The organism is Streptomyces sp. CGMCC 4.7035, assembly GCF_031583065.1.
In the GTDB taxonomy this organism is placed as follows: Bacteria; Actinomycetota; Actinomycetes; order Streptomycetales; family Streptomycetaceae; genus Streptomyces; species Streptomyces yaanensis.
Map to the genome: position 1 here is coordinate 6504993 of NZ_CP134053.1, position 25187 is coordinate 6530179.

24 protein-coding genes are annotated in these 25187 nt (G+C 70.2%); 14 read left to right on the top strand and 10 right to left on the bottom strand.

The genetic code is table 11. From position 1 onward, the window contains the following. Window positions 1–125: 125 nt before the first annotated feature. From Q2K21_RS28575 to Q2K21_RS28590, 4 genes are all read left to right on the top strand, one after another. Window positions 126–1775, top strand: coding sequence for a M4 family metallopeptidase (locus Q2K21_RS28575; RefSeq protein WP_310776505.1), 1650 nt, complete (start codon window positions 126–128; stop codon window positions 1773–1775). A gap of 240 nt (window positions 1776–2015) precedes the next feature. Continuing rightward, window positions 2016–2297 (top strand): phosphotransferase, encoded by a 282-nt coding sequence (locus tag Q2K21_RS28580; RefSeq protein ID WP_310776507.1) that lies wholly within the window; start codon window positions 2016–2018, stop codon window positions 2295–2297. Window positions 2298–2565: 268 nt separating this feature from the next. Further along, window positions 2566–3090, top strand: a complete 525-nt coding sequence (locus tag Q2K21_RS28585) for a hypothetical protein (RefSeq protein ID WP_310776509.1) — start codon at window positions 2566–2568, stop codon at window positions 3088–3090. A gap of 113 nt (window positions 3091–3203) precedes the next feature. Continuing rightward, window positions 3204–3842 carry a class F sortase gene (locus Q2K21_RS28590; protein ID WP_310776511.1) on the top strand — a complete coding sequence of 213 codons (639 nt, stop codon included), beginning with the start codon at window positions 3204–3206 and terminating at the stop codon, window positions 3840–3842. Window positions 3843–3847: 5 nt separating this feature from the next. On the opposite strand, the gene Q2K21_RS28595 is transcribed toward Q2K21_RS28590, so the two are convergent. Beyond that, entirely contained in the window at window positions 3848–4630 is a 783-nt protein-coding gene (locus Q2K21_RS28595) for a sulfite exporter TauE/SafE family protein (RefSeq protein ID WP_310776513.1), read from the bottom strand. Window positions 4631–4931: 301 nt separating this feature from the next. Between Q2K21_RS28595 and Q2K21_RS28600 the strand changes: the two genes are divergently transcribed. The 8 genes from Q2K21_RS28600 (at window position 4932) to Q2K21_RS28635 (ending at window position 11895) form a co-directional block, all read left to right on the top strand. After that, the gene (locus Q2K21_RS28600; RefSeq protein WP_310776515.1) at window positions 4932–6164 is read left to right on the top strand and encodes an NAD(P)/FAD-dependent oxidoreductase; all 1233 of its coding nucleotides are present in this window, start codon (window positions 4932–4934) and stop codon (window positions 6162–6164) included. Then, a complete protein-coding gene (gene nirB, locus Q2K21_RS28605; protein ID WP_310776517.1) occupies window positions 6164–8767 on the top strand; it encodes a nitrite reductase large subunit NirB in 2604 nt (867 codons plus the stop codon). Before Q2K21_RS28600 ends, nirB begins: the two co-directional genes overlap by 1 nt. Then, a complete protein-coding gene (nirD, locus tag Q2K21_RS28610; RefSeq protein WP_310776520.1) occupies window positions 8764–9114 on the top strand; it encodes a nitrite reductase small subunit NirD in 351 nt (116 codons plus the stop codon). Before nirB ends, nirD begins: the two co-directional genes overlap by 4 nt. A gap of 227 nt (window positions 9115–9341) precedes the next feature. Next, entirely contained in the window at window positions 9342–9752 is a 411-nt protein-coding gene (locus tag Q2K21_RS28615; protein ID WP_310781295.1) for a VOC family protein, read from the top strand. A 26-nt stretch (window positions 9753–9778) separates the two neighbouring features. Further along, window positions 9779–10258 (top strand): hypothetical protein, encoded by a 480-nt coding sequence (locus tag Q2K21_RS28620; protein ID WP_310776521.1) that lies wholly within the window; start codon window positions 9779–9781, stop codon window positions 10256–10258. A 14-nt stretch (window positions 10259–10272) separates the two neighbouring features. After that, window positions 10273–10698 carry a helix-turn-helix transcriptional regulator gene (locus Q2K21_RS28625; protein WP_310776524.1) on the top strand — a complete coding sequence of 142 codons (426 nt, stop codon included), beginning with the start codon at window positions 10273–10275 and terminating at the stop codon, window positions 10696–10698. Between the two features lie 5 nt (window positions 10699–10703). Continuing rightward, window positions 10704–11330, top strand: coding sequence for a glyoxalase (locus Q2K21_RS28630; RefSeq protein ID WP_310776526.1), 627 nt, complete (start codon window positions 10704–10706; stop codon window positions 11328–11330). Between the two features lie 109 nt (window positions 11331–11439). Continuing rightward, window positions 11440–11895, top strand: coding sequence for a pyridoxamine 5'-phosphate oxidase family protein (locus Q2K21_RS28635; protein ID WP_310776529.1), 456 nt, complete (start codon window positions 11440–11442; stop codon window positions 11893–11895). A 226-nt stretch (window positions 11896–12121) separates the two neighbouring features. On the opposite strand, the gene Q2K21_RS28640 is transcribed toward Q2K21_RS28635, so the two are convergent. The 7 genes from Q2K21_RS28640 to Q2K21_RS28670 all read right to left on the bottom strand — a co-directional run bounded on the left by Q2K21_RS28640 (window position 12122) and on the right by Q2K21_RS28670 (window position 19785). Then, window positions 12122–13666 (bottom strand): glycoside hydrolase family 43 protein, encoded by a 1545-nt coding sequence (locus tag Q2K21_RS28640; RefSeq protein WP_310776531.1) that lies wholly within the window; start codon window positions 13664–13666, stop codon window positions 12122–12124. Window positions 13667–14031: 365 nt separating this feature from the next. After that, complete coding sequence (locus Q2K21_RS28645) at window positions 14032–14187, bottom strand: hypothetical protein (RefSeq protein WP_310776533.1); 156 nt, start codon at window positions 14185–14187, stop codon at window positions 14032–14034. Then, window positions 14184–14330 (bottom strand): acetylxylan esterase, encoded by a 147-nt coding sequence (locus Q2K21_RS28650; RefSeq protein ID WP_310776535.1) that lies wholly within the window; start codon window positions 14328–14330, stop codon window positions 14184–14186. Before Q2K21_RS28650 ends, Q2K21_RS28645 begins: the two co-directional genes overlap by 4 nt. Window positions 14331–14351: 21 nt before the next feature. Further along, window positions 14352–16712, bottom strand: a complete 2361-nt coding sequence (locus Q2K21_RS28655) for a beta-xylosidase/alpha-l-arabinosidase (protein ID WP_386276138.1) — start codon at window positions 16710–16712, stop codon at window positions 14352–14354. A gap of 8 nt (window positions 16713–16720) precedes the next feature. After that, window positions 16721–17539, bottom strand: a complete 819-nt coding sequence (locus tag Q2K21_RS28660) for a carbohydrate ABC transporter permease (RefSeq protein WP_310776537.1) — start codon at window positions 17537–17539, stop codon at window positions 16721–16723. Beyond that, on the bottom strand, window positions 17539–18471 hold the full coding sequence (locus tag Q2K21_RS28665; RefSeq protein ID WP_310776539.1) for a carbohydrate ABC transporter permease: 933 nt from the start codon (window positions 18469–18471) through the stop codon (window positions 17539–17541). The genes Q2K21_RS28660 and Q2K21_RS28665 overlap by 1 nt, the downstream gene beginning before the upstream one ends. Before the next feature lie 9 nt (window positions 18472–18480). Further along, a complete protein-coding gene (locus tag Q2K21_RS28670) occupies window positions 18481–19785 on the bottom strand; it encodes an ABC transporter substrate-binding protein (protein WP_386276139.1) in 1305 nt (434 codons plus the stop codon). A 211-nt stretch (window positions 19786–19996) separates the two neighbouring features. On the opposite strand from Q2K21_RS28670, the gene Q2K21_RS28675 reads away from it, so the two are divergent. After that, the gene (locus tag Q2K21_RS28675) at window positions 19997–21016 is read left to right on the top strand and encodes a LacI family DNA-binding transcriptional regulator (RefSeq protein WP_310776541.1); all 1020 of its coding nucleotides are present in this window, start codon (window positions 19997–19999) and stop codon (window positions 21014–21016) included. Window positions 21017–21261: 245 nt separating this feature from the next. Further along, complete coding sequence (locus tag Q2K21_RS28680; protein ID WP_310776543.1) at window positions 21262–21576, top strand: hypothetical protein; 315 nt, start codon at window positions 21262–21264, stop codon at window positions 21574–21576. 84 nt (window positions 21577–21660) lie between these two features. Here Q2K21_RS28680 and Q2K21_RS28685 read toward each other — a convergent pair whose 3' ends face one another. Then, window positions 21661–21843, bottom strand: coding sequence for a hypothetical protein (locus Q2K21_RS28685; protein WP_310776545.1), 183 nt, complete (start codon window positions 21841–21843; stop codon window positions 21661–21663). 190 nt (window positions 21844–22033) lie between these two features. Further along, the gene (gene ppdK / locus Q2K21_RS28690) at window positions 22034–24775 is read right to left on the bottom strand and encodes a pyruvate, phosphate dikinase (RefSeq protein WP_310776547.1); all 2742 of its coding nucleotides are present in this window, start codon (window positions 24773–24775) and stop codon (window positions 22034–22036) included. Window positions 24776–25187: the final 412 nt, after the last annotated feature.

Sequence of the window (25187 nt, forward strand, 5' to 3'; positions counted from 1 at the left end):
CCTCACACATCTCCTTGAACGTGCTATGGACATGACATGTCATGGCCCCTTAAATCAGGGGGATGCCGGGGGCCGCCGCCTCCGGCCCCCCACATGCGCCCCCGGGCGCCTTCCCGAGGAGACCGATGAGTCGGATACGGCACATCCGAGGTTCCCGTCTCGCCGCGGCAGGCACCGCCGCGACCACCGCGGCCCTGCTGGCCGCCGCCCTCGCTCCGGCCCCCGCCGCCGGCGCGGCCGACAGACCCGGCCGCGCCACCGCCATCAGCAACGCCGCGGCGGCGCTGGTGCACCAGGCCGCGCGCCTGGGCCTGACCTCCGCGCAGGGCACCAGCGTCCGGGACGTCGTCGTGGACGCGGACGGCAGCCAGCATGTGCGCTACGACCGGACGTACCGTCAGCTCCCTGTCCTCGGCGGCGACTTCGTGGTCCACCTGGCGCCGAACGGCTCCTACCGCAGCGCGGACCGGGCCACGAAGCGCGCCATCTCCGTGCCGTCGACCACCCCCACGATCGACGCACCCAAGGCGGCCGACCTGGCCGCCGCCGCGCTGCGCGCCGCGAACGCCGGCCAGCTGCTGAAGAAGGTGACCGCCAAGCCGCAGCTCGTCGTCGACGCGCTGCACGGCGCGCCCCGGCTGGCCTGGCGCACCGACGCGGTGGGCCAGGACTCCCTCGGCAACCCGGTCGCCCGCACGGTCATCACGGACGCCCGCACCGGCCGGCAGATCGACGCGTGGGACAGCATCGAGACGGCGACCGGCGACGGAAAGTCCCTCTACAGCGGAACGGTTCCGCTGGAGAGCACGCAGTCCGGGTCGACGTACCAGCTCAAGGACTCGACGCGCGGGAACACATACACGGGCGACGCCGAGAACAAGACCGACCTGTGCTTCTTCGGGATCTGCTTCAGCCGCGCCCCCGCCACCCTGTTCACCGACGCCGACAACCACTGGGGTTCGGGCACGACGTCGGACCGCTCGTCGGCCGCCGTGGACGCGCAGTACGGCACCAACGAGACCTGGGACTACTACAAGAACGTCCACGGCCGCAACGGCATCGCGGGTGACGGCAAGGGCTCGTACAACCGCGTGCATTACGGCAACAACTACAACAACGCGTTCTGGGACGACAGCTGCTTCTGCATGACGTACGGCGACGGTGACGGGACGACGTTCGGCCCGCTGGTGGCGCTGGACGTGGCGGGCCACGAGATGTCGCACGGTGTCACGTCGAAGACGGCGGCGCTGACGTACTCCGGCGAGTCCGGCGGCCTGAACGAGGCGACCTCGGACATCTTCGGCACACTGGTGGAGTGGTACGCGAACAACTCCTCCGACCTCGGTGACTACCTCATCGGCGAGAAGATCGTCCGCTCGGGCTTCGGCAAGTCGGCGCTGCGGTACATGGACCAGCCCTCCAAGGACGGCAACTCGGCGGACTACTGGAGCAGTTCGGTGGGCAACCTCGACGTCCACTACTCGTCGGGCGTCGCCAACCACTTCGCGTATCTGCTCGCGGAGGGCAGCGGCGCGAAGACCATCAACGGCGTCAGCTACAACTCCCCCACCTCCAACGGCTCGACGGTGACGGGCATCGGCCGGGACAAGCTGGGCAAGATCTGGTACCGGGCCCTGACGGTCTACATGACGTCCTCCACGAACTACGCGGGCGCCCGCACGGCGACCCTGAACGCCGCGAAGGACCTCTACGGCGCGGGCAGCACGGAGTACAACGCCGTGGCGGCGGCGTGGAGCGCGGTGAACGTGGGTTGATCGCCGGATTCGTGGGCTGATCGAAAATCCGTGGTGGGTCGGGGGCCGGTGCGCCTGGGCTCCGGTCCCCGTCCGCCCGTCCGCCCGTCCGCCCGTCCGCCCGTCCGCCCGTCCGCCCGTCCGCCCATCCGCCCATCCGCCCATCCGCCCGATCGCCCGATCGCCCACGGAGATCCATGACCACCGCGAAGATGCACGCCGACGAACTGCGCGTCGACAGCGCGCTGGCGCGCCGGGTTCATGACCTGGGCGCGGACGGCACGGTGGACGCGGACGCCGCGACGGCGCTCTGGGAGACGTCATCGGGAGGACGTCATCCGGCTCCCCCAGTGGGACGGCTCCCCCGTCTGGCCGCACGGCGACCTCCTGCCGGGCAACCTGCTGACCGAGGCGGTCCGGCTGACCGCGGCGATCGACTTCGGCGGCCTCGGCGCGGGCGACCCGGCGGCCGACACGCCGGCCGCGTGGGCGGTGTTCACGGCCGACACCCGCGACCTGTTCCGTGAGGCCCGCGTGGGGTGAGGCGGACCTCCGTCACCCGTTCACCGCCCGCCCCTGCGGCCTTCGGGTCCTCCTCCGCGACACACCGCCCGTACGCCGGTGACCTGCCGGAACGCCATCGCGGCCGCCCGGCCCCGCCGCCTGCCCGACACCCGTTCACCGCAATCCTGACGAGCCATCAGGAAGCGGGAGCGGCCGAGTGCCACTTACCTCGAAAGGGCAAGGGTACGACCGAGGCAGCGGCCCGTTGGGGGTGCCGCGGGCCGTGCCCTCTCGGAGGAGCACCACGATGCGACGTACGGCCCGCCTGCTGACCGGTACCGCGCTGGCCGCAGCCGCCGCGGGCCTCACCGCCGCGCCCGCGTACGGCGGTGACACCCAAAGTCTGGAGATCTTCCCCTCCACCGTCGTGCCGGGAGCCCGGGTCACCGTCAACACGGCGGCGTGCGGCGCGGACGGTTCGGCGGCGGGCGATGCCAGCGCGGTCGGCGCCGGCGCCTTCTCGCTCGCGCCCAGCACGCACGAGCAGGACGCGATCGGCCAGTTCAGGGTGCCGCCGGGCGCGCAGCCGGGCACGTACGAGATCGTCGCCAAGTGCTCCGGAGGCCGGCACACGACCGTGACCGGCGACCTGACGGTCACCCTGACCGCCGCCAAGGATCAGACGCGTCCCAAAGGAAGTATGAAGACGGGGGTCGGCGGCGCACTCGGCCCCGACCCCGTGCAGACCGCGGCCGGTGTGGCGGCTCTCGCCGTCGCCGCCGCGGGCGGTACCTGGCTCCTGCATCGCCGAGCGAGAGGCGATGACTTCTGACGGACGACCTCCGCTGTCCGTCCGCCGGTACCGCCGTCCCCTCCCCCTCCGGGTCCGACGCCCCTCGTGGCCCGGAGGGGGTACGGGACCTCGTGTCCACGAAGGAGACTCACGTGCGCAAGGCCGCAAGACCGGGCAGGACCGGTGACGCCGCCATAGCCTCCGTCACGACGGTCGCCCTGTGTTGCGGCGCGTGGCTGCTGCACAGCGCCGCCGCGCCCCAGGCACCACCGCAGCCGTCGGCCGCGCAGGCCGCCGCGGGTACCGACCACGAGGGCGCGGCCGCGCCCGCCCTGCCGCCCTCGCCGCCCGACCGGATACGCATACCCTCGATCCGCGTGGACGCCCCCCTGATCGGCCTCGGCCTGACCAAGGCCGGCAGCCTCAACGCCCCGCCCCCGGAGCAGAAGAACCTCGCCGGCTGGTACGAGGCCGGCACCACCCCCGGCGAGACGGGCACCGCGATCGTCGCCGGGCACGTCGACAACGCCCAGGGCCCGGCCGTCTTCTACGACCTGGGCGCCCTGGCCAAGGGCAGCATGATCGAGGTCGACCGCCGCAACGGCTCGACGGCCGTCTTCACAGTGGACGCGGTCGAGGTGTACCAGGCGAAGGCCTTCCCCGACGACAAGGTGTACGGGGCGGCGCCTCGCCCTGAGTTGCGGGTGATCACCTGCGGCGGCGGTTACTCGAAGACGACGGGCTACCAGGGGAACGTGGTGGTCTTCGCGCACCTCACGGGCAGCCGCTGATCGGCTCAGGCCACCCACTGCTGGTACGCGAGGTTCGCGACCAGCGCGAACACCACCGTCAGCAGCACGATCCGGACGAAGCCGCTGCCCTTCTTCAGCGCCGTGCGCGCGCCGACCGTGCCGCCGACCAGGTTGAAGACGGCCATCAGCGCGGCCAGCTGCCAGAAGACCGTGCCCTTCCAGGCGAAGGTGGCGAGGGCGCCCGCGTTGGTGCAGCAGTTGACGATCTTGGCGGTGGCGGAGGCGGTCACCAGGTCGAGGTGGAGCATCGCGGTGAGCGCCAGGACGAGGAAGGTGCCCGTGCCGGGGCCTATGAGGCCGTCGTAGAAGCCGATGCCGAGGCCCGCGAGCCCGATCGCGGCGAGGACACGGCGGGCGGAGACCGGGGCGGTCGAGGGGGCGGTGCCGAAGGCGGGCCGCAGGATCACGAAGGTGCCGACGCCGAGCAGCACGACCATGACGACCGGCTTGAGGACGTCCGTGCTCATCCCCGCGGCCACGAACGCCCCGGCCGTGGACCCGGCGAGCGCCGCGAGCCCGATCCGTACGGCCGTGCCCACATCGACCCGGGTCCTGCGCGCGTACGTCACGGCCGCGCCCGACGTGCCGACGATCGCGACGGCCTTGTTGGTGCCGAGCGCGTACGACGCCGGGGTGCCGCCGGGCAGCCCGAGCAGCAGGACGGGGAGCAGCAGCAGCCCACCGCCGCCGACCACGGCGTCGATCCAGCCGGCCGCGAGCGCGGCGAGACAGAGGAGGGCGACCATGGTCAGTGATATGTCGGGCATGATCGCGACCCTAGAGGACGGGATGGGTGTACCGTCCATGGGCCTGAGGATCTTCTGAGGTTCACCGCCCGCCCCGAAGCGCACCCCGGCCCGCATCTTCTCCGGTCGTAGACGATGGTGCCTGCACGGAACTCCGGGGTTCGGGCACGTCCGCGCCGGCTCACCGCGCCCCACCTCACAGCCCGTTCCACCGCTCCCCGGGAACCCTCACACGCCCGCCCGGCCCCCGCTGAGGGCAGCGTTCCTCGCGGGAAACAACCGTGATGCTGCCGGGTAACGTCCACACCGCACGCTCAAGGACATGACCTCGAATACGCGTGTGGTGGTGATCGGCGCCGGCCTCGCGGGCGTCCGTCTCGCCCGGCGGCTCGGCGAGCTCGGCACGCCCGCGCTGCTCGTCGGCGAGGAGGAGCACCGCCCGTACAACCGGGTCCTGCTCGCCGAGGTGCTGGCCGGCCGCTACAGCCCCGACGTGATCGCCCTTCCGGCGCCCGCGGAGCTGACCCGCGCCCGGGTCACGGGCATCGACCGCGAGGTGCGAGCCGTACACCTCGCGGACGGCTCGGTGATCGCATACGACACACTCGTCCTCACCACCGGCTCCAACGCCGTACTCCCGCCCCTGCGCGGCCTGTTCACCCCGGACCACGTGCTGCCCGAGGGCGTCCACGCGTTCCGGACCATGGACGACTGCCTGGGGCTGTCCAAGGCCGTTCGGCCGGGGGTGCGGGCGGTCGTCATCGGCGGCGGACTGCTCGGCGTGTCCGCCGCCCGTGCGCTGGCGGTGCGTGGCGCCCAGGTCGTCCTCGCCCAGCAGTCCGAGCGGCTGATGGAGCGCCAGCTCGACCCGGGTGCCTCGAAGCTGGTGCTGCGGCACCTGAAGGACCTCGGTGTCGAGGTGCACACCGAGTGCCGCGTGCGGGACGTGCGGTGCGTCGGCGGCGCGGTCCGCTCGGTGGAGATGGCCGACGGCTACGCGCTCGACGCCGACCTCGTGGTCCTGGCGTGCGGCGTCCACCCGCGCGTGAGCCTCGCCAAGGACGCCGGGCTCGCCGTCCACAAGGGCGTGCTGGTCGACGACGAACTCCGTACGTCCGACCCGCACATCCGCGCCGTCGGCGACTGCGCCCAGCACGACGGCACGGTGTACGGCCTCGCCGCCCCCGCCCTCGAACAAGCGGATGTCCTGGCCGAGCTGCTGGCGGGCGACGCCGGTGATTCCGACGCTCGCTACACCGGCACCCGTTCTCTGACCCGGCTCACCCTGTCCGGTCAGGACTCGCCCCTCGGATCGTTCGACCTCGCCGCGTTCGGCGAGACCGAGGCGCGACCGGGCGACGACGTCGTCCAGCTCACCGACGCCACCCGCGGCACCTACCGCAAGGTCGTCGTCCGCGACGACCGTCTGGTCGGCGGGGTCCTCGTCGGCGAACTCGGCACCGTCGGCGCCCTGGCCCGCGCCTGGGAGGGAGCAGAGCCGCTCCCGGACAACGGCCCCCTGCTCCACCTGCTCACCAATGATGGAGGCTCCTGATGACCGCCACCGGGGCGAACCCCACGATCGTGCTCGTCGGCCATGGCATGGTCGGCCAGCGCTTCCTCGAAGCGCTCGCCGAGCGCGGCCTGACCGCCACGCACCGCGTGGTCGTGCTGTGCGAGGAGCCTCGTCCCGCGTACGACCGCGTCGCCCTCACCTCGTACTTCTCGGGCAAGACGCCCGAGGACCTCTCCATGACCGACATGGAGTTCATCGACACGCACGGCATCGAGCTGTACGTCGGCGACCCGGCGGAGACGATCGACCGCGAGGCGCGCGAGGTGACCGCCGAGTCGGGCCGGGTCTTCGAGTACGACGTCCTCGTCCTCGCCACCGGCTCGTACCCCTTCGTCCCGCCGGTCCCGAACAAGGACGCCGAGGGCTGCTTCGTCTACCGCACGATCGAGGACCTGCTCGCGATCGAGGAGTACGCGAAGACCAAGGCCCAGGTGGGTGCCGTGGTCGGCGGCGGTCTGCTCGGCCTTGAGGCGGCGGGCGCGCTGAAGGGCCTCGGGCTGACCTCCCACATCGTGGAGTTCGCGCCGCGCCTGATGCCGGTGCAGGTCGACGAGGGCGGCGGCGCCGCGCTCCTGCGCACCATCGAGGAGATGGGGCTGACCGTCCACACGGGTGTGGGCACGCAGGAGATCGTGGTCGACGAGGCCGGAGCCGTCAGCGGCATGAAGCTGTCCGACGGCTCCGAACTCGCCACGGACATGGTGGTGTTCAGCGCCGGTGTCCGCCCCCGCGACCAGCTGGCCCGCGACTGCGGCCTGACGGTCGGCGAGCGCGGCGGCATCACGGTCGACGCGCAGTGCCGTACGGTCTCCGACCCGCATGTCTTCGCGATCGGCGAGTGCGCGCTGGCCGCCGACGGCCGGGTGTACGGCCTGGTGGCCCCCGGTTACGAGCAGGCGGAGACGGCGGCCGCGACGATCGCCGCCGACGAGACGGAGCAGTTGTCGTTCACCGGTGCCGACCTCTCCACCAAGCTGAAGCTGCTCGGCGTGGACGTGGCGTCCTTCGGTGACGCGCACGGCACCGCCGAGGACTGCCTGGACGTCGTCTACTCCGACTCGCGTTCGGGCCTGTACAAGAAGCTGGTCATCGGCCGGGACGGCACACTGCTCGGCGGCATCCTGGTCGGCGACGCGGAGGGGTACGGCACGCTGAAGGCCTTCACCGGTTCGGTCCCGCCGGTCCCGCCCGAGTCGCTGGTGCTGCCCGCCGGCGCCGGGGAGTCGGCCCAGCTCGGCCCGTCCGCGCTGCCGGACGACGCGATCATCTGCTCCTGCAACAACGTCCGCAAGGGCACGATCCGCGAGGCGGTCACCGAGCACAAGTGCACCACTGTGCCCGAGGTGAAGAAGTGCACCAAGGCCGGTACGACCTGCGGCAGCTGCGTCAAGGTGCTCGGCCGGCTGGTCACCGCCGAGCTGGAGGCGTCCGGCGTCGAGGTCGACAAGGGCCTGTGCGGCTGCTTCTCGCAGAGCCGCGAGGAGCTGTACGAGATCGTCCTCGCCCTGCGCATCAACACCTACCAGGACCTGCTCGACCGCTACGGCCGCGAGAACGCCCGCGGCACCGACGGCTGCGAGATCTGCAAGCCGGCGGTGGCCTCGATCATCGCCTCCCTCGCCCCGACGATCGGCGCGAGCGGCTATGTCCTGGACGGCGAGCAGGCCTCGCTTCAGGACTCCAACGACCACTTCCTCGCCAACATCCAGAAGAACGGCTCGTACTCGATCGTGCCGCGCATCCCCGGCGGTGAGATCACCCCGGAGAAGCTGATCGTGATCGGCGAGGTGGCCCGCGACTTCGGCCTCTACACGAAGATCACCGGTGGCCAGCGGATCGACCTGTTCGGCGCCCGTGTCGAGCAACTCCCTTTGATCTGGGCGCGTTTGGTGGACGCCGGCTTCGAGTCGGGGCACGCGTACGGAAAGGCGCTGCGCACGGTGAAGTCCTGCGTCGGCCAGACCTGGTGCCGCTACGGCGTCCAGGACTCCGTCCGCATGGCGATCGACCTGGAACTGCGCTACCGGGGCCTGCGCTCCCCGCACAAGCTGAAGTCGGCGGTGTCGGGCTGCGCCCGTGAGTGTGCCGAGGCCCAGTCGAAGGACTTCGGCGTGATCGCCACCTCCAACGGCTGGAACCTGTACGTCGGCGGCAACGGCGGCGCCACCCCGCGCCACGCGGACCTGCTCGCCCAGGACCTGTCGGACGCTGAACTGATCAAGCTGATCGACCGTTTCCTGATGTTCTACATCCGCACCGCCGACCGCCTGGAGCGCACCTCGACCTGGCTGGAGCGGATCCCGGGCGGCCTGGACCACGTCCGTGACGTGGTCGTGGAGGACTCGCTCGGCATCTGCGAGGAGCTGGAGTCGCTGATGACGGCCCACGTGGCGAACTACCGCGACGAGTGGGCGGAGACCATCAACGACCCGGAGAAGCTCGCCCGGTTCGTGTCCTTCGTGAACGCCCCCGCCACCCCCGACCCGGTCGTCGGCTTCGTCCCCGAGCGTGACCAGATCAAGCCCGACCTGCCACTGCTGACCATCGGCACGCGACCCCTGGAAGGAAGCGCCCAGCGATGACCCTGGCACCCGAGACGACCGATCTGAAGGTCCAACTGCGCCTCGACGACGAGTGGTTCACGGTCTGCGACCTGAGCGCGCTGCTGCCCGGCCGTGGCGTGGCGGCACTGCTGCCCGACGGCCGCCAGGTGGCCCTCTTCCGCGACCGCGCGGGCACGCTGTACGGCATCGACAACCGCGACCCGTTCGGCGGCGCGGCGGTCCTCTCCCGCGGCCTGACCGGCACCCACCAGGGTCGCCCGTTCGTCGCCTCGCCCCTCCTCAAGCAGCGCTTCGATCTGCTGTCGGGGCAGTGCCTGGACGACGAGACGGTGCGGGTGGCGGCGTACGAGGTGCGGACCGCGTAAGACCTGCTGGACCACATCCGCGACGGCGTCCTGCGACGGCCATTCTCCCGGTGGGCCGGATCCCGGCCACCGAGGAGGTGGCCGTCGCGGTCGTGTACCTGGCAGCGGACGCCGCGGCCCGCATCGTCGGCACGGACGTGGTGGTGGACAGCGGCGGCTCGCTCCGACGCGCGCATCGATCAGGAATCGAGAAGCGCGGGTCACAAACCCGCCCTAGCCTGATCGCCATGGACATCACCATTCATACGACCTTCCTCCCCCATGACGACCCGGACGCGTCCCTGGCGTTCTACCGCGACGCCCTCGGCTTCGAGGTCCGCAGCGACGTCGGACAGGGCAAGATGCGCTGGATCACGGTCGGCCCCGTCGGCCAGCCCGGCACGTCCATCCTCCTGGCGCCGCCGGCCGCCGACCCCGGGGTCACCGAGGACGAGCGCCGCACCATCGTCGAGATGATGGCCAAGGGCACGTACGGCTGGATCCTGCTGGCCACCCCGGACCTCGACGGCACCTTCGAGAAGGTGCAGGCCTGCGACGTCGAGGTCGTCCAGGAGCCGACCGAGCAGCCGTACGGCATTCGCGACTGCGCCTTCCGCGATCCTGCGGGCAACCTGGTCCGCATCCAGGAGCTTCGCTGAGCCGTCCGGTCCTCGATCCGGCCCTGATGGCCGGCGTCACGACGACCTGCGAAGAACACGGCGGCCGGCACTTCCGGGCCGCTGCCCTCGACCACCTCCTCGGCGGCCGCCCCCTCGCAGAGGTGCTCGCGCCACCGGCCGCCGAGGCCGAGGCACGCACACCGACCGCTGCGGCCAAGGCGCACACACCGACCGCCGAGGCCGAGGCACGCACACCGACCGCCGAGGCCGAGGCACGCACACCGACCGTCCACAAGGGCGGCGTCCGCCCCTTTGCCGAGCTGACCACCGGCCTCCATCCCGCCACTGTCGATCAGCCGCTCGGCCTGCTCGGCCGGCTCGCTCGGCTCGGCCTGCTCGGCCGGCTCGCTCGGCCCGCTCGGCCGGATCGGCCGGATCGGCCGGATCGGCCGGATCGGCCGGATCCGGCAAGCCGGTCGTCGCCATCGAGCGCCTCGCCGTCTGCCGCCCCGGCATGCGCCCCAGGTGCTCGCGGACTTGGATGAACAGGAGTTCTCCCATGTGTCACCCCTCATGGCGGCGCGCACGTATCGCGGCGCAGCGCCTGAGCGACCTCGCACGACTGCGCCGCGTCCGCGACCGGATAGACCGGGAGTACGCGCAGCCGCTGAACGTCGAGGCGCTCGCCCGCGGCGCGAACATGCCCGCCGGGCACCTCAGCCGCCAGTTCCGGCTGGCCTACGGCAAGTCGCCGTACGCGTACCTGATGACGCGTCGCATCGAGCGCGCGACGGCGCTGCTGCGTTGTGGCGACCTCAGTGTCACCGAGGTCTGCTTCGCCGTCGGCTGCTCATCGCTGGGCATCTTCAGCACCCGCTTCACCGAGCTGGTCGGCATGCACCCCAGCGCCTACCGGCGCCCGGAACAGGTGACGAAACCGGTCAGGAATCAAGAAGCGCCCGTCGCCGAGCCACAACTAGCGTGATGGCCATGGCATCCATCGAATCCGTCACCCTCGACGTGGCCGACCCCACGGCCGCCGCCCGCTTCCACACCGCCGCCTTCGGTCTGGACACGCAGATACGTCTGCGGGCCTCGGAGGCGCCCACAACCGGCTTCCGTGGGTTCACGCTGGCCCTCACGGTGTCCCAGCCCGGCACCGTCGACAGCCTCATCGGCACCGCCCTCGACGCCGGCGCCACGCCGCTGAAGCCGGTCGCGAAGTCGCTCTGGGGCTACGGCGGTGTCGTCCAGGCCCCGGACGGGACGATCTGGAAGGTCGCGACCTCGGCGAAGAAGGACACCGGCCCGGCCACCCGGCAGATCGACGAGATCGTGCTCCTGCTGGGAGTCGCGGACGTGACCGCGAGCAAGCGGTTCTACGTAGACCAGGGCCTCGCCGTGGCGAAGAGCTTCGGCCGCATGTACGTCGAGTTCGCGGCCGGGACGAGTCCCGTCAAGCTGGCGCTGTACAGGCGCCGTGCCCTGGCCAAGGAGGTCGGTGTCTCTCCCGACGGCACCGGATCGCACCGGCTCATGATCGGCGGCGATGCCGGGTCTTTCACCGACCCGGACGGGTTTGCGTGGGAGGCCACGTCGCCGGCAGCCACGCGCTGATGTGTCACTGCTGCCCGCCCTGCCCGGTGGCCGAACGCGAGACGGCCGCCGGGCTCGGGGCGGCCCCGCTGAACAGACCGATGACCGACACCAAGTGACTGGAGGAAGCATGACGGACGCACCGCCACGTGGACTTGAGGAAAGGCTGCGGGACACTCGTGCGAGGCTGGAGAGCGACGTCGATCTCTGGGTCGCGACGTCGGGCTCCGAGGACGGCGTCCACCTCATCCCGCTCTCGTACCTCTGGGACGGGACCGCGTTCCTCATCTCGACGCCGCGTGCCTCGGTCACCGGCCGCAACCTGCTGGCGGACGGCCGGGTGCGACTCAGCCTCGGGCCGACCCGCGACGTCGTCATCGTCGTCGGCACCGCCGAGCCCGTGGACATCGCCGACCTCGGCCCCAAGACGGGCGACACGTTCGCGACCAAGACCGGTTTCGACCCGCGCGAACTCGACGAGCCCTATCAGTACTTCCTGATCCGGCCGCAGCGCATCCAGGCCTGGCGCGAGGCGAACGAGCTGCGGGGACGCGACCTCATGCGCGACGGCCACTGGCTCGGCTGACCGCCGCACGGAAATCATCCCGGAGCCGCCGCAGCGCCGCCGGGCGGTGGCCGAGACGTGGGCGAAGGCTTCGGTCAGGGCTCCGGCGCGCAGGCGACCACGGTGACGTTGATCACCGGCGACCGCGGCGATCTGGACGCCGAGGGCAGGGTGACCCGGGTGCGGCCCGTCTCGCGCGCCGGGTCGCACCCATGCCCACCCGGCCGCGAGCAACCACGACCACCGCTCACCGAGCGTCGAGCGGGGGCGCCGAGGCCGGGGCGTACTCGAACCAGTCGAAGGCGACCGTGCCCTCGGTGGCGTACATGCCGATAACGCGGCCGGTGAAGCCGCAGGCGACCTCGGTGGACAGGTAGCGCCCGTCCAGTTCGACGAGTGGCTGGGCGTCCGAGGCGTCGGGATCGCCAACCCAGAAGGCGATGGTGTCAGGGCCGGTGGTCCCGCCATCGGTGAGTTCGGGCGACGCGGGCACAAGGTCGTTCGTCCGGATCGCGACGGTGAGGGTCAGCGGCCCGGACGGGACCGGTCGGCTGGCCACGGTCTGGCGCAGCGGACCGATCCGGGCGACGACGCCGGCCTCTCCGTTCCCGACCTCCAGTTCGTAGTGGTGGGCTTCGTCCAGGCGCACGCAGAGGCCGCCGCGTCCCGTACCCGGGTCGATCGCTGCGGTGACGCGGCAGTCGTGGTGTTGCTGGCGGCGGCCGACGAAGGTGTACCCGGGGCGGTCGAGGGTGGCGCCGGTGGCGTTGAGGGCCAGCCAGCCGGGGCGCTCGGTGAGCGACCAGGAGCCCTCCGGGCGGGTGAACGGCGAGACCCACTGCGGCGCGAGAGCGGACTCGTCGAAGTCGTCGCGGGCGGGCAGGGCCGGAACGGGGTGCCAGGCGCCGCCCGGGGCCGCGTGGCTCTCGGGAACGGGCGCGACGACGGGCCAGCCGTCCTCGTCCCACTCCACTGGGGTCAGGAACGTCTCGCGGCCGAGCACGTGCACGTCGGGCGTGAAGCCGCGGGGTCGGACGCCGAGCAGCACCATCCACCAACTGCCGTCGGGAGCCTCCACCAGGTCGGCGTGGCCGGTGTTCTGGATGGAGCGGGCGGTACCGCTGTGGGACAGCAGGGGGTTGGCGGGTGCGCCTTCCCAGGGGCCGCGCGGCGAGCGGCCGCGGGCGATGGACACGCTGTGGCCGCGTTCGGTGCCGCCTTCCGCGATCAGCAGGTACCACCAGTCGCCGATGCGGTAGAGGTGCGGCGCCTCGGGATACTTGAGGCCGCTGCCCGACCACGTGGCAAAGGGCCCCTCCAGCACCTCCCCCTTGACCGGGTCGATCCTGGCCATGTTGATGCCGCCTTCGGGCCCGGAGAACGCACACCAGCAGGTGCCGTCCTCCTCCCACGCCAGATCGGGGTCGATCCCGTGCAGGTCGATCCACACCGGGTCGCTCCACGGCCCCTCGGGCCGCTCGGCCGAGACGACGAAGTTGCCGCCGCCGTTGATATTGGTGTTGATGACCCAGTAACGGCCGTCGTGGTGGCGGATCGTGGGGGCGTAGAGGCCGCCGGACGCCTTGGATCCGGGGAGAGGCAGCGGCAGTTGCTCGGGCCGGTCGAGCACGTTGCCGATCTGCTCCCAGTGCACGAGGTCCTTGCTGTGGAAGATCGGCAGCCCGGGGAAGTACTCGAAGCTGGAGCACACCAGGTAGTAGTCGTCACCGACCCTGCACACGCTCGGATCGGGGTGGAACCCGCTGATCACAGGGTTGTCGTACGTACGCACAGAATGTGTTCCTTTCGGGCAGCCGGGCACCGTGGAGCGGGCCCAAGGGGTGCCGTAACTGCTGGTTACGGGGGAGACGATCGTGTCGTGGCTGGTTGGATCACGGCGTTGGAACCGCGCGCGACGCTGTGGGCGTAGCGCCGCAGCGTCGCACCGAACTAGGCCCTGTCGTCAAACTCCCGCCTGCCCCGCGACGCCATGCACGCTCCCCCAAGCTCTTCGAGCAGGGGGGACCCCCATTCGCCGCACCGAGCGCAGACCCAAGTACATCCAGTACGAGGGTCAGCGCCCGGCACGCCGAGAGCACGCACCTGACGCCGCAGGGCCCGCCCTTCGGGCGGACGACGGGAGTTTGACGACAGGACCTAGCGGGATCCGCCCAGCAGCCGGGCCGGGTCGCGGGGGCTGAGCACGACGTCGGCGGACGCGCCGTCCCGGTCGGGGGCGTGCAGGCCGGCACCGAGGTTCAGGACCTCGGCGTGGACTCCCCCGGTCGCCGGCCCTAAGGTCCAGCGCCTCACTGGTCGGTGAGCAGTCGGCGGCAGGAGTACGTGCGCGGCGAGCTGATGCCTCGGGTCATCACGCCGGGGACCTCCGGCCCGGTCGGACCGGAGTCGGGGGGCGCGCCCCGGCTCCAGCCCGATCCCTGCCCGCGCGTGTCCATAGGCGCAAGGCTCTCGTTGCGTCAGCGGCACTCGACGGTGACGACGGGATGCAGCCTGCGGGTGTGGTCGACCTCCCGGACCGGGCCGGTCAGGCGCAGCGGGACCGTGATGCGGTGGTCGGTGCTGCTGGCGGAGATCCGCAGCTCCAGCTCGCCGGGCTCGACGATGCGACGGCCCGCGCGGCCGGTGAAGGAGGCCAGGTCCGCGGGCAGTTCCAGGAGGACCCGGCAGACTTCCCCGGTTTCGAGGGGGAGGCGCCGGTAGCCGACGAGGCGCTGCATCGGCTGGACCACGGAGGCCACCGGGTCGTGCAGGTAGAACTGCACCACCTCGCAGCCGGAGCGTTCGCCGGTGTTGCGGACCTCAAAGGCGATCCGGAAGCTGCCGTCGGTGCCGGTCTCCGCGACGCTGACGTCGAGCGCGGACCACTCGAATTCCGTGTAGCCGAGCCCGTGCCCGAACCCGTAGGCCGCGCTGGTACTGGTGCTGGACACGTCGCTGTCCTGGGCCAGTCGGGCGGCCAGGTAGGTGGAGGGCTGAACACCCTTGTGCCGCGGCACACTCACGGGCAACCGTCCGGAGGGGTTCACCCGCCCGCTCAGCACGCCGGCGATCGCCTCGGTGCCCGCCTCCCCAGGGAAGAAGGACTGCACGATCGCCGCCGCCTCCGTGTCGGCGCGACCCAGTGCGTAAGGGCGGCCCGCCAGCATGACGAGCACCACGGGCGTGCCGGCATCCAGCAGGGCGTCGAGCAACTGCTGCTGCACGCCAGGCAGTTGAATCGATTCGGCGTCGCATCCCTCGCCGCTGGTACCGCGGCCGAACAGACCGGCGCGGTCCCCGAGAGCGAGCACCACGACATCGGCGACGCGGGCCGCCGCGACCGCCTCGGCGAAGCCGGCCGTGCTGTCGCCGTCGACCGTCGCACCGGGCGCGGAGAAGATCTCGGCGTCGGGGAACTCGGCCGCCAAGGTCTCCCGCAGCGTGGGCAGCGCGATGCCGGTCGGGACCTCGGGGTGTTGCGAGCCGACGTGCACGGGGAAGGAGTAGCAGCCCAGCACGGCCGTCGGGGTGTCGGCGTTGGGGCCGATCAGCGCGATCCGGCGGGGGCGGCCGAGCGGCAGCGTGCCGTCATTGCGCAGCAGCACGACGGCCTGCTCCGCCAGTTCGCGCGCCAACTCCCGGTTGGCCGGGGGGTCCAGGTCGACGCTGCCGCGCAGCGCCTCGGGAACGGCCAGTTCCGCTCCGGAGAGCGCCTGCGGAACCGGGTTCCAGTCGGGGTCGAGCAGGCCGAGCTGTGCCTTCTGGATGAGGATCCGGCGCAGGGCGCGATCGATCAGCTCCTCAGGGACGGTGCCGACCTCGACCGCGTCGAGCAGCGGCTGTCCGAATGTCTTGACGGTCGGCAGCTCGACGTCGACGCCACTGGCGAGGGCAAGCCCGGCGGCCTCGTCCCAGCTTCCGGCGACGCCGTGCAGGAGCTTGAGGAAGGCGATGCCGAAGTAGTCCGCCACCACCGTCCCGTCGAAGCCCCAGGTGTCCCGGAGCAGACCGGTGAGCAGTTCCTGGTCGGCGGCCGAGGGGATGCCGTCGGTGTCGGTGTAGGCGTGCATGACCGAGCGCGGTCGGCCCTCGCGCAGCGCCATCTCGAACGGGGGAAGGATGACGTCGGCGCGCTCGCGGACGCCCATGGAGACCGGTGCGAGGTTGCGGCCGGCCCGCGAGGCGGAGTAGCCGGCGAAGTGCTTGAGCGTGGCGACGATCCCGGCGGACTCCAGGCCCTGCACGTAAGCGGTGGCGATGGTGCCGACCAGGTACGGGTCCTCGCCGATGGTCTCCTCGACGCGGCCCCAGCGGGCGTCGCGCACCACGTCGAGCACGGGGGCGAGGCCCTGGTGGACGCCGACGGCGCGCATGTCGGTCCCGATGGCGGTGGCCATGGTGCGCACCAGCTCGGGGTTGAAGGTCGCTCCCCAGGACAGCGGGACCGGGTAGGCGGTCGCCCCCCAGGCCGCGAACCCGGCCAGGCACTCCTCGTGGGCGATCGCGGGTATGCCGAAGCGGTTGGCGGCGACGATGCGCTGCTGGGAGCGGGCGAGCGAGAGCGCACCGACGGCGGCGTCCACGGGAACGGTGCCGAAGGGGCGGGTCAGCTGGCCCAGACCGTTCGGCAGCAGCTCGTCCAGGTCCGGCGGCTCCTCCATCTCGTGCTGGTGCGGGGCGACCTCGCCGCCCTCGTCGGAGGCGCCCACCCAGACGCCGACCAGTTGCGCCGTCTTCTCCCGCAGGGTCATCGCCGCGATCAGGGCGTCGGCCCTGGTCGCGGGGTCGAGCGAGACGTCCCGCCACGCAGGGGTGGCGAGCTCGACGGTGGGGTTCATGTTGCCGGTCACTTTCCTCCGACCCCCATGAGCCCCTGGACCAGGGCGCGGCGGGCGAACAGGTAAACGATGAAAATGGGGAGCATGGACAGCACCACGGCGCTGAGCAGTCCGGGGACGTCGACGCCGTGTTCGGTCTGGAAGTTGTACAGACCGAGGGTGATCACCTTGGTCGACTCCGACTGGGTGAGGATCAGCGGGAAGAGGAAGCCGTTCCAGGCCTGCAGGGCCGAGAAGACGACGATGGAGGAGAGCCCGCTTTTCGACAGCGGCAGGACCAGTTGGATGAAGACCCGCCGTGGGGAGGCTCCGTCCATCGCCATGGCTTCGTACAGCTCAGGGGTGATGTCGCGCATCGTCCCGGTCAGCACCAGGGTGCACACCGGCAGCGAGAACGCGGCGGTGGGCAGGATGACGCCGATCAGGTGGTCATAGAGCCCGGCCTGGCTGATCACGTAGAACATCGGCACGATCACCGCCTGCGCGGGGATCGCGAGTCCCAGCAGGAAAACCCGGAACACGACGGTGATGGTCCGGCCCTGGGCGCGCACGATGGCGTAGGCGAGCGGCGGCACCACCACCAGCACGATGCCGACGACGCTGACGGTGACGATCAGGGTGTTGAGGAAGTCCTGGCCGAAGCCGTTGGAGAACGCGTTGAGGTAGTTGCTCAGGGTCAGCTGCGACGGAAAGCTCAGCGGGCCCTGGGTGGAGTAGTTGGAGGTGGTGCGCAGGGTCGCGACCAGCAGCACGTAGAGCGGCAGACCGACCAGAGCGAGCCATATCAGGGAGCCCAGTCCGGCAAGGTAGTTGGGGCGCTGTCGCATCAGACCCCCTCCGCCGTGCTGCGCATCTTGTCGTAGCCGGAGAACCGGACCACGGCCAGGGAGATGAGCGTGGCCACCACGACCAGGACCAGCGCGATGGCCGAGCCGGCGCCGAAGTCGAAATTCTTGAAGCTCTGCTGGTACATGTAGTAGGCGCTGACCGTGGTGTCCGTGCCGGGGCCGCCCTGGGTGAGGATCAGCACCGTGTCGAACGTGGTCAGCCCGCCGACGACCATGAGGATCATCGAGGTGATCGCGGTGTTGCGCAGTTGCGGCAGGGTGATGTGGAAGAACTGCCGCACGGTGCCGGCCCCGTCGATCGCCGCGGCCTGGTAGAGCACCTGCGGAATCGCGCGGGCGCCGCCCTGGTAGAGGAGTGTGTGCAGGGGGGTGAACTGCCACATTCCGACAAAGGTCAGCACCCCGATCGAACCGGTCTGGCTGCCGAGCAGGTTGCCGTCACCGAACAGCCAGGGAAGCTGGCCCGGCATGCCGAAGTTGGGGTCGAGCAGGGCGCGCCATACCACCGAGACCGCGGTCGCCGAGAGCAGCAGGGGGACGAAGAAGATCGCGGACAGCACGGCCCGGTTGCGCTGGTAGCCGGCCGCCCAGACGCCCAGCAGGATGCTGATGGGCGTCTGCGTCACGACCCCGAGCACGGTGAGCACGAGGGTGAGCCAGATGCTCTGGGTCATCACCGGGTCGTGGATCAGCTTGGTCCAGTTCGCCAGGCCGTTGAAGTGCGGCGAGGTGATGCCGTCCCAGCTGGTGAAGGACAGCACCGCGACCAGCACCAGCGGGAGGATCGCGAACAGGAGGAAGAAGACGGTCGCGGGTACCGCCCAGACGAAGCCCGGGCGGGTCACCCCGACGCCGGCCCGGCGCGCCTTGAGGCGGCGGCCGGACACGGCTGCGAGAGAAAGTGAGCTCATCGGTCCTACTCAGGAGTTGGACAGCGACTGCATCGCCTGGATGAAGCCGTTGGCGTCGGTCTTGCCGTCGAAGAACTTCACAATGGCCGTGTGGAGCGGCGTGGCCGCGGCCGGCGGGTAGGCCTGGTCCCAGGACAGCTGGAACGACGGGGCCGCCTTGACCAGGTCGAACTGGAACTTCGAGTAGTCCGGGCTGGCCGAGGTGGACAGGAACTTGTCGGTGTTGGTGGTGGTCGGCAGATTGCCGATGCCGAGCTGCGCCTTCACGAACTCGTCGGAGTACATGAGCTTGAGGAAGGCCGCCACGGTGTCGGGGTGCTTGGTCTTCTTCAGGACGGAGTAGAAGTTGTTGGTGTTGCCGACGAGGTCCTTCGGGTCGCCCTTGCCGCCGCTGACGGTCGGGAAGGCGCTGTAGCCGAGGTCGTTCTTGGCGAAGTCGGGGTTGTTGGACTGCTGGGTGGAGTACTCCCAGGAGCCCATCAGCTCGAAGGCGGCCTTGCCCTTGGCCAGCAGCGCCGGGGACCCGCCGTCGGTGAACTTCACCGACTCGAAGTTGCTGCCGAATGCACCGGCGTCGACCAGCTGCTTCAGCATGCCCAGGGCCTTGTGGCTTTCCGGCCTGGCCCACACGCTCTTGTCACCGGCGAGCGCCTTCTGGAACAGGTCCGGACCGGCGACCCGGTCGAAGACGTACTCGAACCACATGAGGGTGGGCCACTGGTCGCCGCCGCCGAGCGCGATCGGGGTCAGACCCTTGCCCTTGAGCACCTTGACGTCGTTGATCAGGTCGTCCCAGGTCTGCGGGACGCTCAGGCCGGCGCTCGCCAGGACCTTCTTGTTGTTGAAGAGCAGCACGGGCTGCGTGCCGCGCATCGGGACACCGTAGGACTTGCCGTCGACCACCGCGGTGTTGAACACCGAGGGGAGGAAGTTGGCCTTGAGCCCCGGGTCCTTGGCGATCATGTCGTCCAGGGGGAGCAGGAGGTTCTTCTTGGCGTAGGGCGCGATGCTGCCGCCGCCCCAGTTGAAGAAGATGTCCGGGGCCTGCGGGGTGTTGATGATCGTGTTGAGCTTGGCCTGGTAGTCGGCGCCGGGGATGGTGTCCAGCACCACCTTGACCTTCGAGGTCTTGTTGAACGTGTCGACGATCTGCTTTTCGACCTTGTTCGCGGAGTCCCCGTACACGAGGACGTGGATCGTCCCGGAGTTGGAGCCGCCGCTGGACCCGCATGCGGTGGTCAGACCGAGCACCAGCGCGGTCGTTGCCGCTACCGCGGCGATTCTGTTCCGGGTCGCACCGTTGCGAACGGTCACGCGAAGAGAGCCCATTGGATTGCCACTCCGTCGATAATTTCGAAGAGATTGCCGAATGATGCGGGAAACCTAGGCGTAACATCGACCTCCGTCAAGGGTCTGGGAGATCTCGATTCGGACGTACCGGCTGAGGCCCTGACCAGCTAGGATCCGTCCCATACAGTCGCAACCACGTCGTACTTCGCACACGAGGGCAGCACAGGAGGGGCTCGTGACCAGAGCGGCGACACTCGCTGAAATCGCACGCAAGGCGGGGGTATCCACACCGACTGTTTCGAAAGTCGTCAACGGCCGCGCGGACGTCGCCCCCGCCACCCGGGAGCGAGTGGAGGAGCTGCTGCATCAGTACGGCTACCAGCGGCGACGCAGCAACAGCGCCCCGTCCAGCCCCTTGCTGGAGCTGGTGTTCCACGAGCTCGAGAGCGCCTGGGCAATGGAGGTCATCCGCGGGGTCGAGAACGTCGTCCGCGAGGAGGGGATGAGCGTCGTCCTGTCGGAATCCTCGGGCCGGCTCAGCCTCGGGCAGTCCTGGATGGACGGGGTGCTCGCCCGCCGCCCCACCGGCGTGGTCCTGGTGCTGTCCGGGCTCGACGAGGCCCAGCAGGCGCAGCTGACCAGTCGCGACATCCCGTTCGTGGTGATGGACCCGGCCGGGGACCCCGGTCAGGGCATGCCGGCGGTCGGGACGACCAACTGGAACGGCGGCCTCGCCGCCACCCGCCACCTGCTGGACCTGGGCCACCGGCGCATCGGCATGATCGCCGGACCACGGCCGATGATGTGCAGCCGCGCCCGGATCGACGGCTATCGGGCCGCGCTGGAGACGGCCGGCGTCGCCTTCGATCCCGCACTGATCCGCGAGGGCAACTTCTACCACGAAACCGGCTACTGGGCGGGCCTGGAGCTGCTGCGCCTCAAGGACCGGCCCACCGCGATCTTCACCGGCAACGACCTGCAGGCGCTCGGCGTCTACGAGGCCGCACGGGAGTTGGGCCTGCGCATCCCGGAGGATCTCAGCGTCGTCGGCTTCGACGACCTGCCCATCGCCCGCTGGGTCGGCCCACCCCTGACCACCGTCCGCCAGCCGCTGACCAAGATGGCCGAGGTCGCCGCGCGCATGGTGATCGACCTCGCCCGCGGCAACTCACCGTCCGCGCTGCGCGTTGACCTGGCCACCAGCCTGGTCGAGCGCAGCAGCACAGCCCAGCCCCCGACCGCCGACCACCACTGAGTCGTCGGCACCTTCGAAATTTCGAAAGCACGTGACGCATCGCTCCGGTCGCGTACCGTCCGACTCCGTCGTCCGTCTCAATTTCCGTCTCATTCCGTACGGTTCACGGCCGTTCAGAGGAGATCGGGAGCCGATGTCGAGTGAGCGAAGCGTGTTCGGAGCGATCAGGCCTCCTCAGCATCGCCGGGGTCAGTACCCGAATCCAGGCCGCCTGGACGGTCACGTCCGCGTGGGCCGGGGGCGGGGTGGCGATTCTTCCGTTGTCCACCCTGGCCTTCGCCCCGAAGCGGAGCCTGGGCAGCACCGCAAAGGCGGGCGCGAAGCTGAGGGTTCCGCTCGTCGTCAGCGGCTACGCGGCCGACAAGGGAGTCAAGTCCCTCACGGTCGAGGCGTCCTACGACGGCGGTGACACCTGGAAGAAGGCTCACGTCATCACCGCGCACGGCAAGAGCAGCATCACGCTGCACCATCCCGCGTCCGCAGGTCGGTCTCACTCAAGGGCACGCTGCCGGATGCCGAGGGCAACAGCTACAAGGCGGTCTGCCGATCTGCCGAAGTAACACCCGAGGCCCGGCGGTGGCACGCGGAGCCTCTCCGCGCGGTGCCGCGCCGGACCCAGCCATCGGCGACGTCGGGGGACGGCCCTACTCGTCGCCGCCGTTGCTTCGCGTTTCGCTCCTACTACCGGAGCGCCTCACCAGTTCGCCGGCCACAAGGGTCGCGGTCGCCACGGCGCGCACCCACCGAGGTCCGCCGCGCGCCGCCCACACCACCGCGCCGCACCCGGCCACCGTGAGAGCCAGGACCACGCTGAGCAGCACCACCATCAGAACCTCCCCCTTGATCGCGCCAGAATACGCGAACACGCAACCGGGCAGGACGGGCGCCGATTCCTTCGCCGAGGAACGGCGAGAGGGCGGCACCCCCCGCACAGGGGTGCCGCCCTCTCTCGGTGGTCCGGGGCCGCCGCCGGGTCGGTATTGAGGGTCGGGGACACCGGCGACGGTCCCGGGGTCTTTATCGGTGGTCGCTGCCCTCCGACTGCGAGGCCGCCCGGCCCGCCTCAAGGCGCGCCACCGGGATCCGGAACGGCGAGCAGGAGACGTAGTCCAGGCCCACCTCGTGGAAGAAGTGCACCGACTCGGGGTCGCCGCCGTGCTCGCCGCAGACGCCGAGCTTCAGGTCGGGGCGGGTGGCACGGCCGGCCTTGGCGGCGGCCTGGACCAGGGAGCCCACGCCGTCCTTGTCGATCGTCTCGAACGGGCTGACGCCGAAGATGCCCTTCTCCAGGTAGGCCGTGAAGAACGAGGCCTCGACGTCGTCGCGGCTGAAGCCCCACACCGTCTGGGTCAGGTCGTTGGTGCCGAAGGAGAAGAACTCGGCGGCCTCGGCGATCTGACCGGCGGTCAGCGCGGCGCGCGGGAGCTCGATCATCGTGCCGATCGCCAGCTTCAGGCGCGTGCCCGTCGCCGCCTCCACCTCCGCGATGACCTGGTCCGCCTCCTCGCGCACGATCTCCAGCTCCTGGACCGTGCCGACGAGCGGGATCATGATCTCCGCGCGCGGGTCGCCCTTCGCCGCCTTGCGCTCGGCCGCCGCCTCGGCGATCGCCCGTACCTGCATGGTGAACAGACCGGGGATGACCAGGCCGAGACGTACGCCGCGCAGGCCCAGCATGGGGTTCTGCTCGTGCAGGCGGTGCACGGCCTGGAGCAGACGCAGCTCGTTCTCGTGCGGCTCCTGGCGGGACTCCGCCAGCGCCACGCGCACCGACAGCTCGGTGATGTCGGGCAGGAACTCGTGCAGCGGCGGGTCCAGGAGACGGATCGTCACCGGCAGGCCGTCCATCGCCTCGAAGAGTTCGACGAAGTCCTGCTTCTGAAGGGGGAGCAGTTCCTTGAGGGACTCCTCGCGCTCGTCCTGCGTGTCCGCCAGGATGAGGCGTTCCACCAGCTCGCGCCGGTCGCCCAGGAACATGTGCTCCGTACGGCACAGGCCGATGCCCTGTGCGCCGAAGCGGCGTGCGCGCAGCGCGTCCTCGGCGTTGTCCGCGTTCGCGCGGACCCGCAGGCGGCGCTTGCGGTCCGCGAACGCCATGATCCGGTGGACGGCCTCGACCAGTTCGTCGGCGTCGTCGGCGCCCGCGTGCATCCGGCCCTCGAAGTACTCCACGACGGGAGACGGGACCACCGGGACCTCGCCCAGGTAGACCTTGCCCGACGAACCGTCGATGGAGATCAGGTCACCCTCCTCGACGACATGGCCGCCGGGGACCGTCATGCGGCGGCGCTTGGTGTCGACCTCCAGCTCCTCCGCGCCGCACACGCACGTCTTGCCCATGCCGCGCGCGACGACGGCCGCGTGGGACGTCTTGCCGCCGCGCGAGGTGAGGATGCCCTCGGCCGCGATCATGCCGTCCAGGTCGTCGGGGTTCGTCTCGCGGCGGACGAGGATCACCTTCTCGCCGGAACGCGACCACTTCACAGCGGTGTACGAGTCGAAGACCGCCTTGCCGACCGCCGCACCCGGCGAGGCCGCGATGCCCCGGCCGACCTGCTCGACCTTTGCCTGCTCGTCGAAGCGGGGGAACATCAACTGAGCGAGCTGGGCACCGGTGACGCGCTGGAGCGCCTCCGCCTCGTCGATCAGGCCCTGGTCCACCAGCTGCGTGGCAATGCGGAAGGCCGCACCCGCCGTGCGCTTGCCGACGCGGGTCTGGAGCATCCACAGCTGCCCGCGCTCGATGGTGAACTCGATGTCGCAGAGATCCTTGTAGTGGTTCTCCAGGGTCTCCATGATCTGCATCAGCTGGTCGTACGACTTCTTGTCGATCTGCTCCAGCTCCGCGAGCGGTACCGTGTTGCGGATACCCGCGACCACGTCCTCGCCCTGCGCGTTCTGGAGGTAGTCGCCGTAGACGCCCTGGTGGCCGGAGGCGGGGTCGCGGGTGAACGCGACGCCCGTGCCCGAGTCGGGGCCCAGGTTGCCGAAGACCATCGAACAGACGTTGACGGCCGTGCCCAGGTCGTGCGGGATGCGCTCCTGGCGGCGGTAGAGCTTGGCGCGGTCGCCGTTCCACGAGTCGAAGACCGCCTTGATGGCGAGGTCCATCTGCTCGCGCGGATCCTGCGGGAAGTCGCGCCCGGCCTCGGCCTTGACGATCTTCTTGAACTTGGTGACCAGCTTCTTGAGGTCGGCGGCGTCCAGTTCCGTGTCGACCGCGACCTGCTTGGCCTCCTTGGCCGCCTCCAGCGCGTCCTCGAAGAGGTCGCCGTCGACACCGAGGACCGTCTTGCCGAACATCTGGATGAGACGACGGTACGAGTCCCACGCGAAGCGCTCGTCCCCGGCCTGCTTGGCCAGGCCCTGCACGGATTTGTCGGAGAGGCCGATGTTCAGGACGGTGTCCATCATGCCCGGCATCGAGAACTTCGCACCGGAACGGACCGAGACGAGGAGGGGGTTGTCGGGCTGGCCGAGCTTCTTGCCCATGCGGTCTTCCAGCGCGGAGAGGTGCGCACTCACCTCGTCACGCAGTGCCGCCGGCTCCTCGCCGCTGTCGAGGTAGACCTTGCAGGCCTCGGTGGTGATGGTGAAGCCCGGAGGGACGGGGAGGCCCAGGTTGGTCATCTCGGCGAGGTTCGCGCCTTTGCCACCGAGGAGGTCCTTGAGGTCCTTGTTGCCCTCGGTGAAGTCATAAACGAACTTCACGCCCTCGACGCCGTTCTCAGCTACGTGGGGATCTTTGTTTTCCGACACGGTCTCGACTCCTCGAGGACGCGGTGGCTGCCCTGACGGCGAGGAACATACCCAGATCGAAGGCACCTGGGTACGTCCACTTGCGCGTCATGCGCCCGTAACCACTCGTCCGCCACTGGATCGAAAGTCAAGGCTTCGCAAGCGGTCGGCGCCGGATGTTTTCACTTCTTGAAGGCATCAACGCCCGTAGATGCCATTTACCGCTCAGATGAGCGGCTCTCAACACGTCTGATTTCGATCGATGAACGATCAAGGGGTGGCACTCAGTGCCACCCCTTGGAGAAGTGCAGCCGCCCAAGATCCGCTCATCTGAGCGCAACCCCTATCAGGGGTGGCGAGAATCACGCTATGCGAGGCAGCCCGATTTCACCATGCGGACGCCCATTCGGACGGAAACACGCCCGTCACGAAA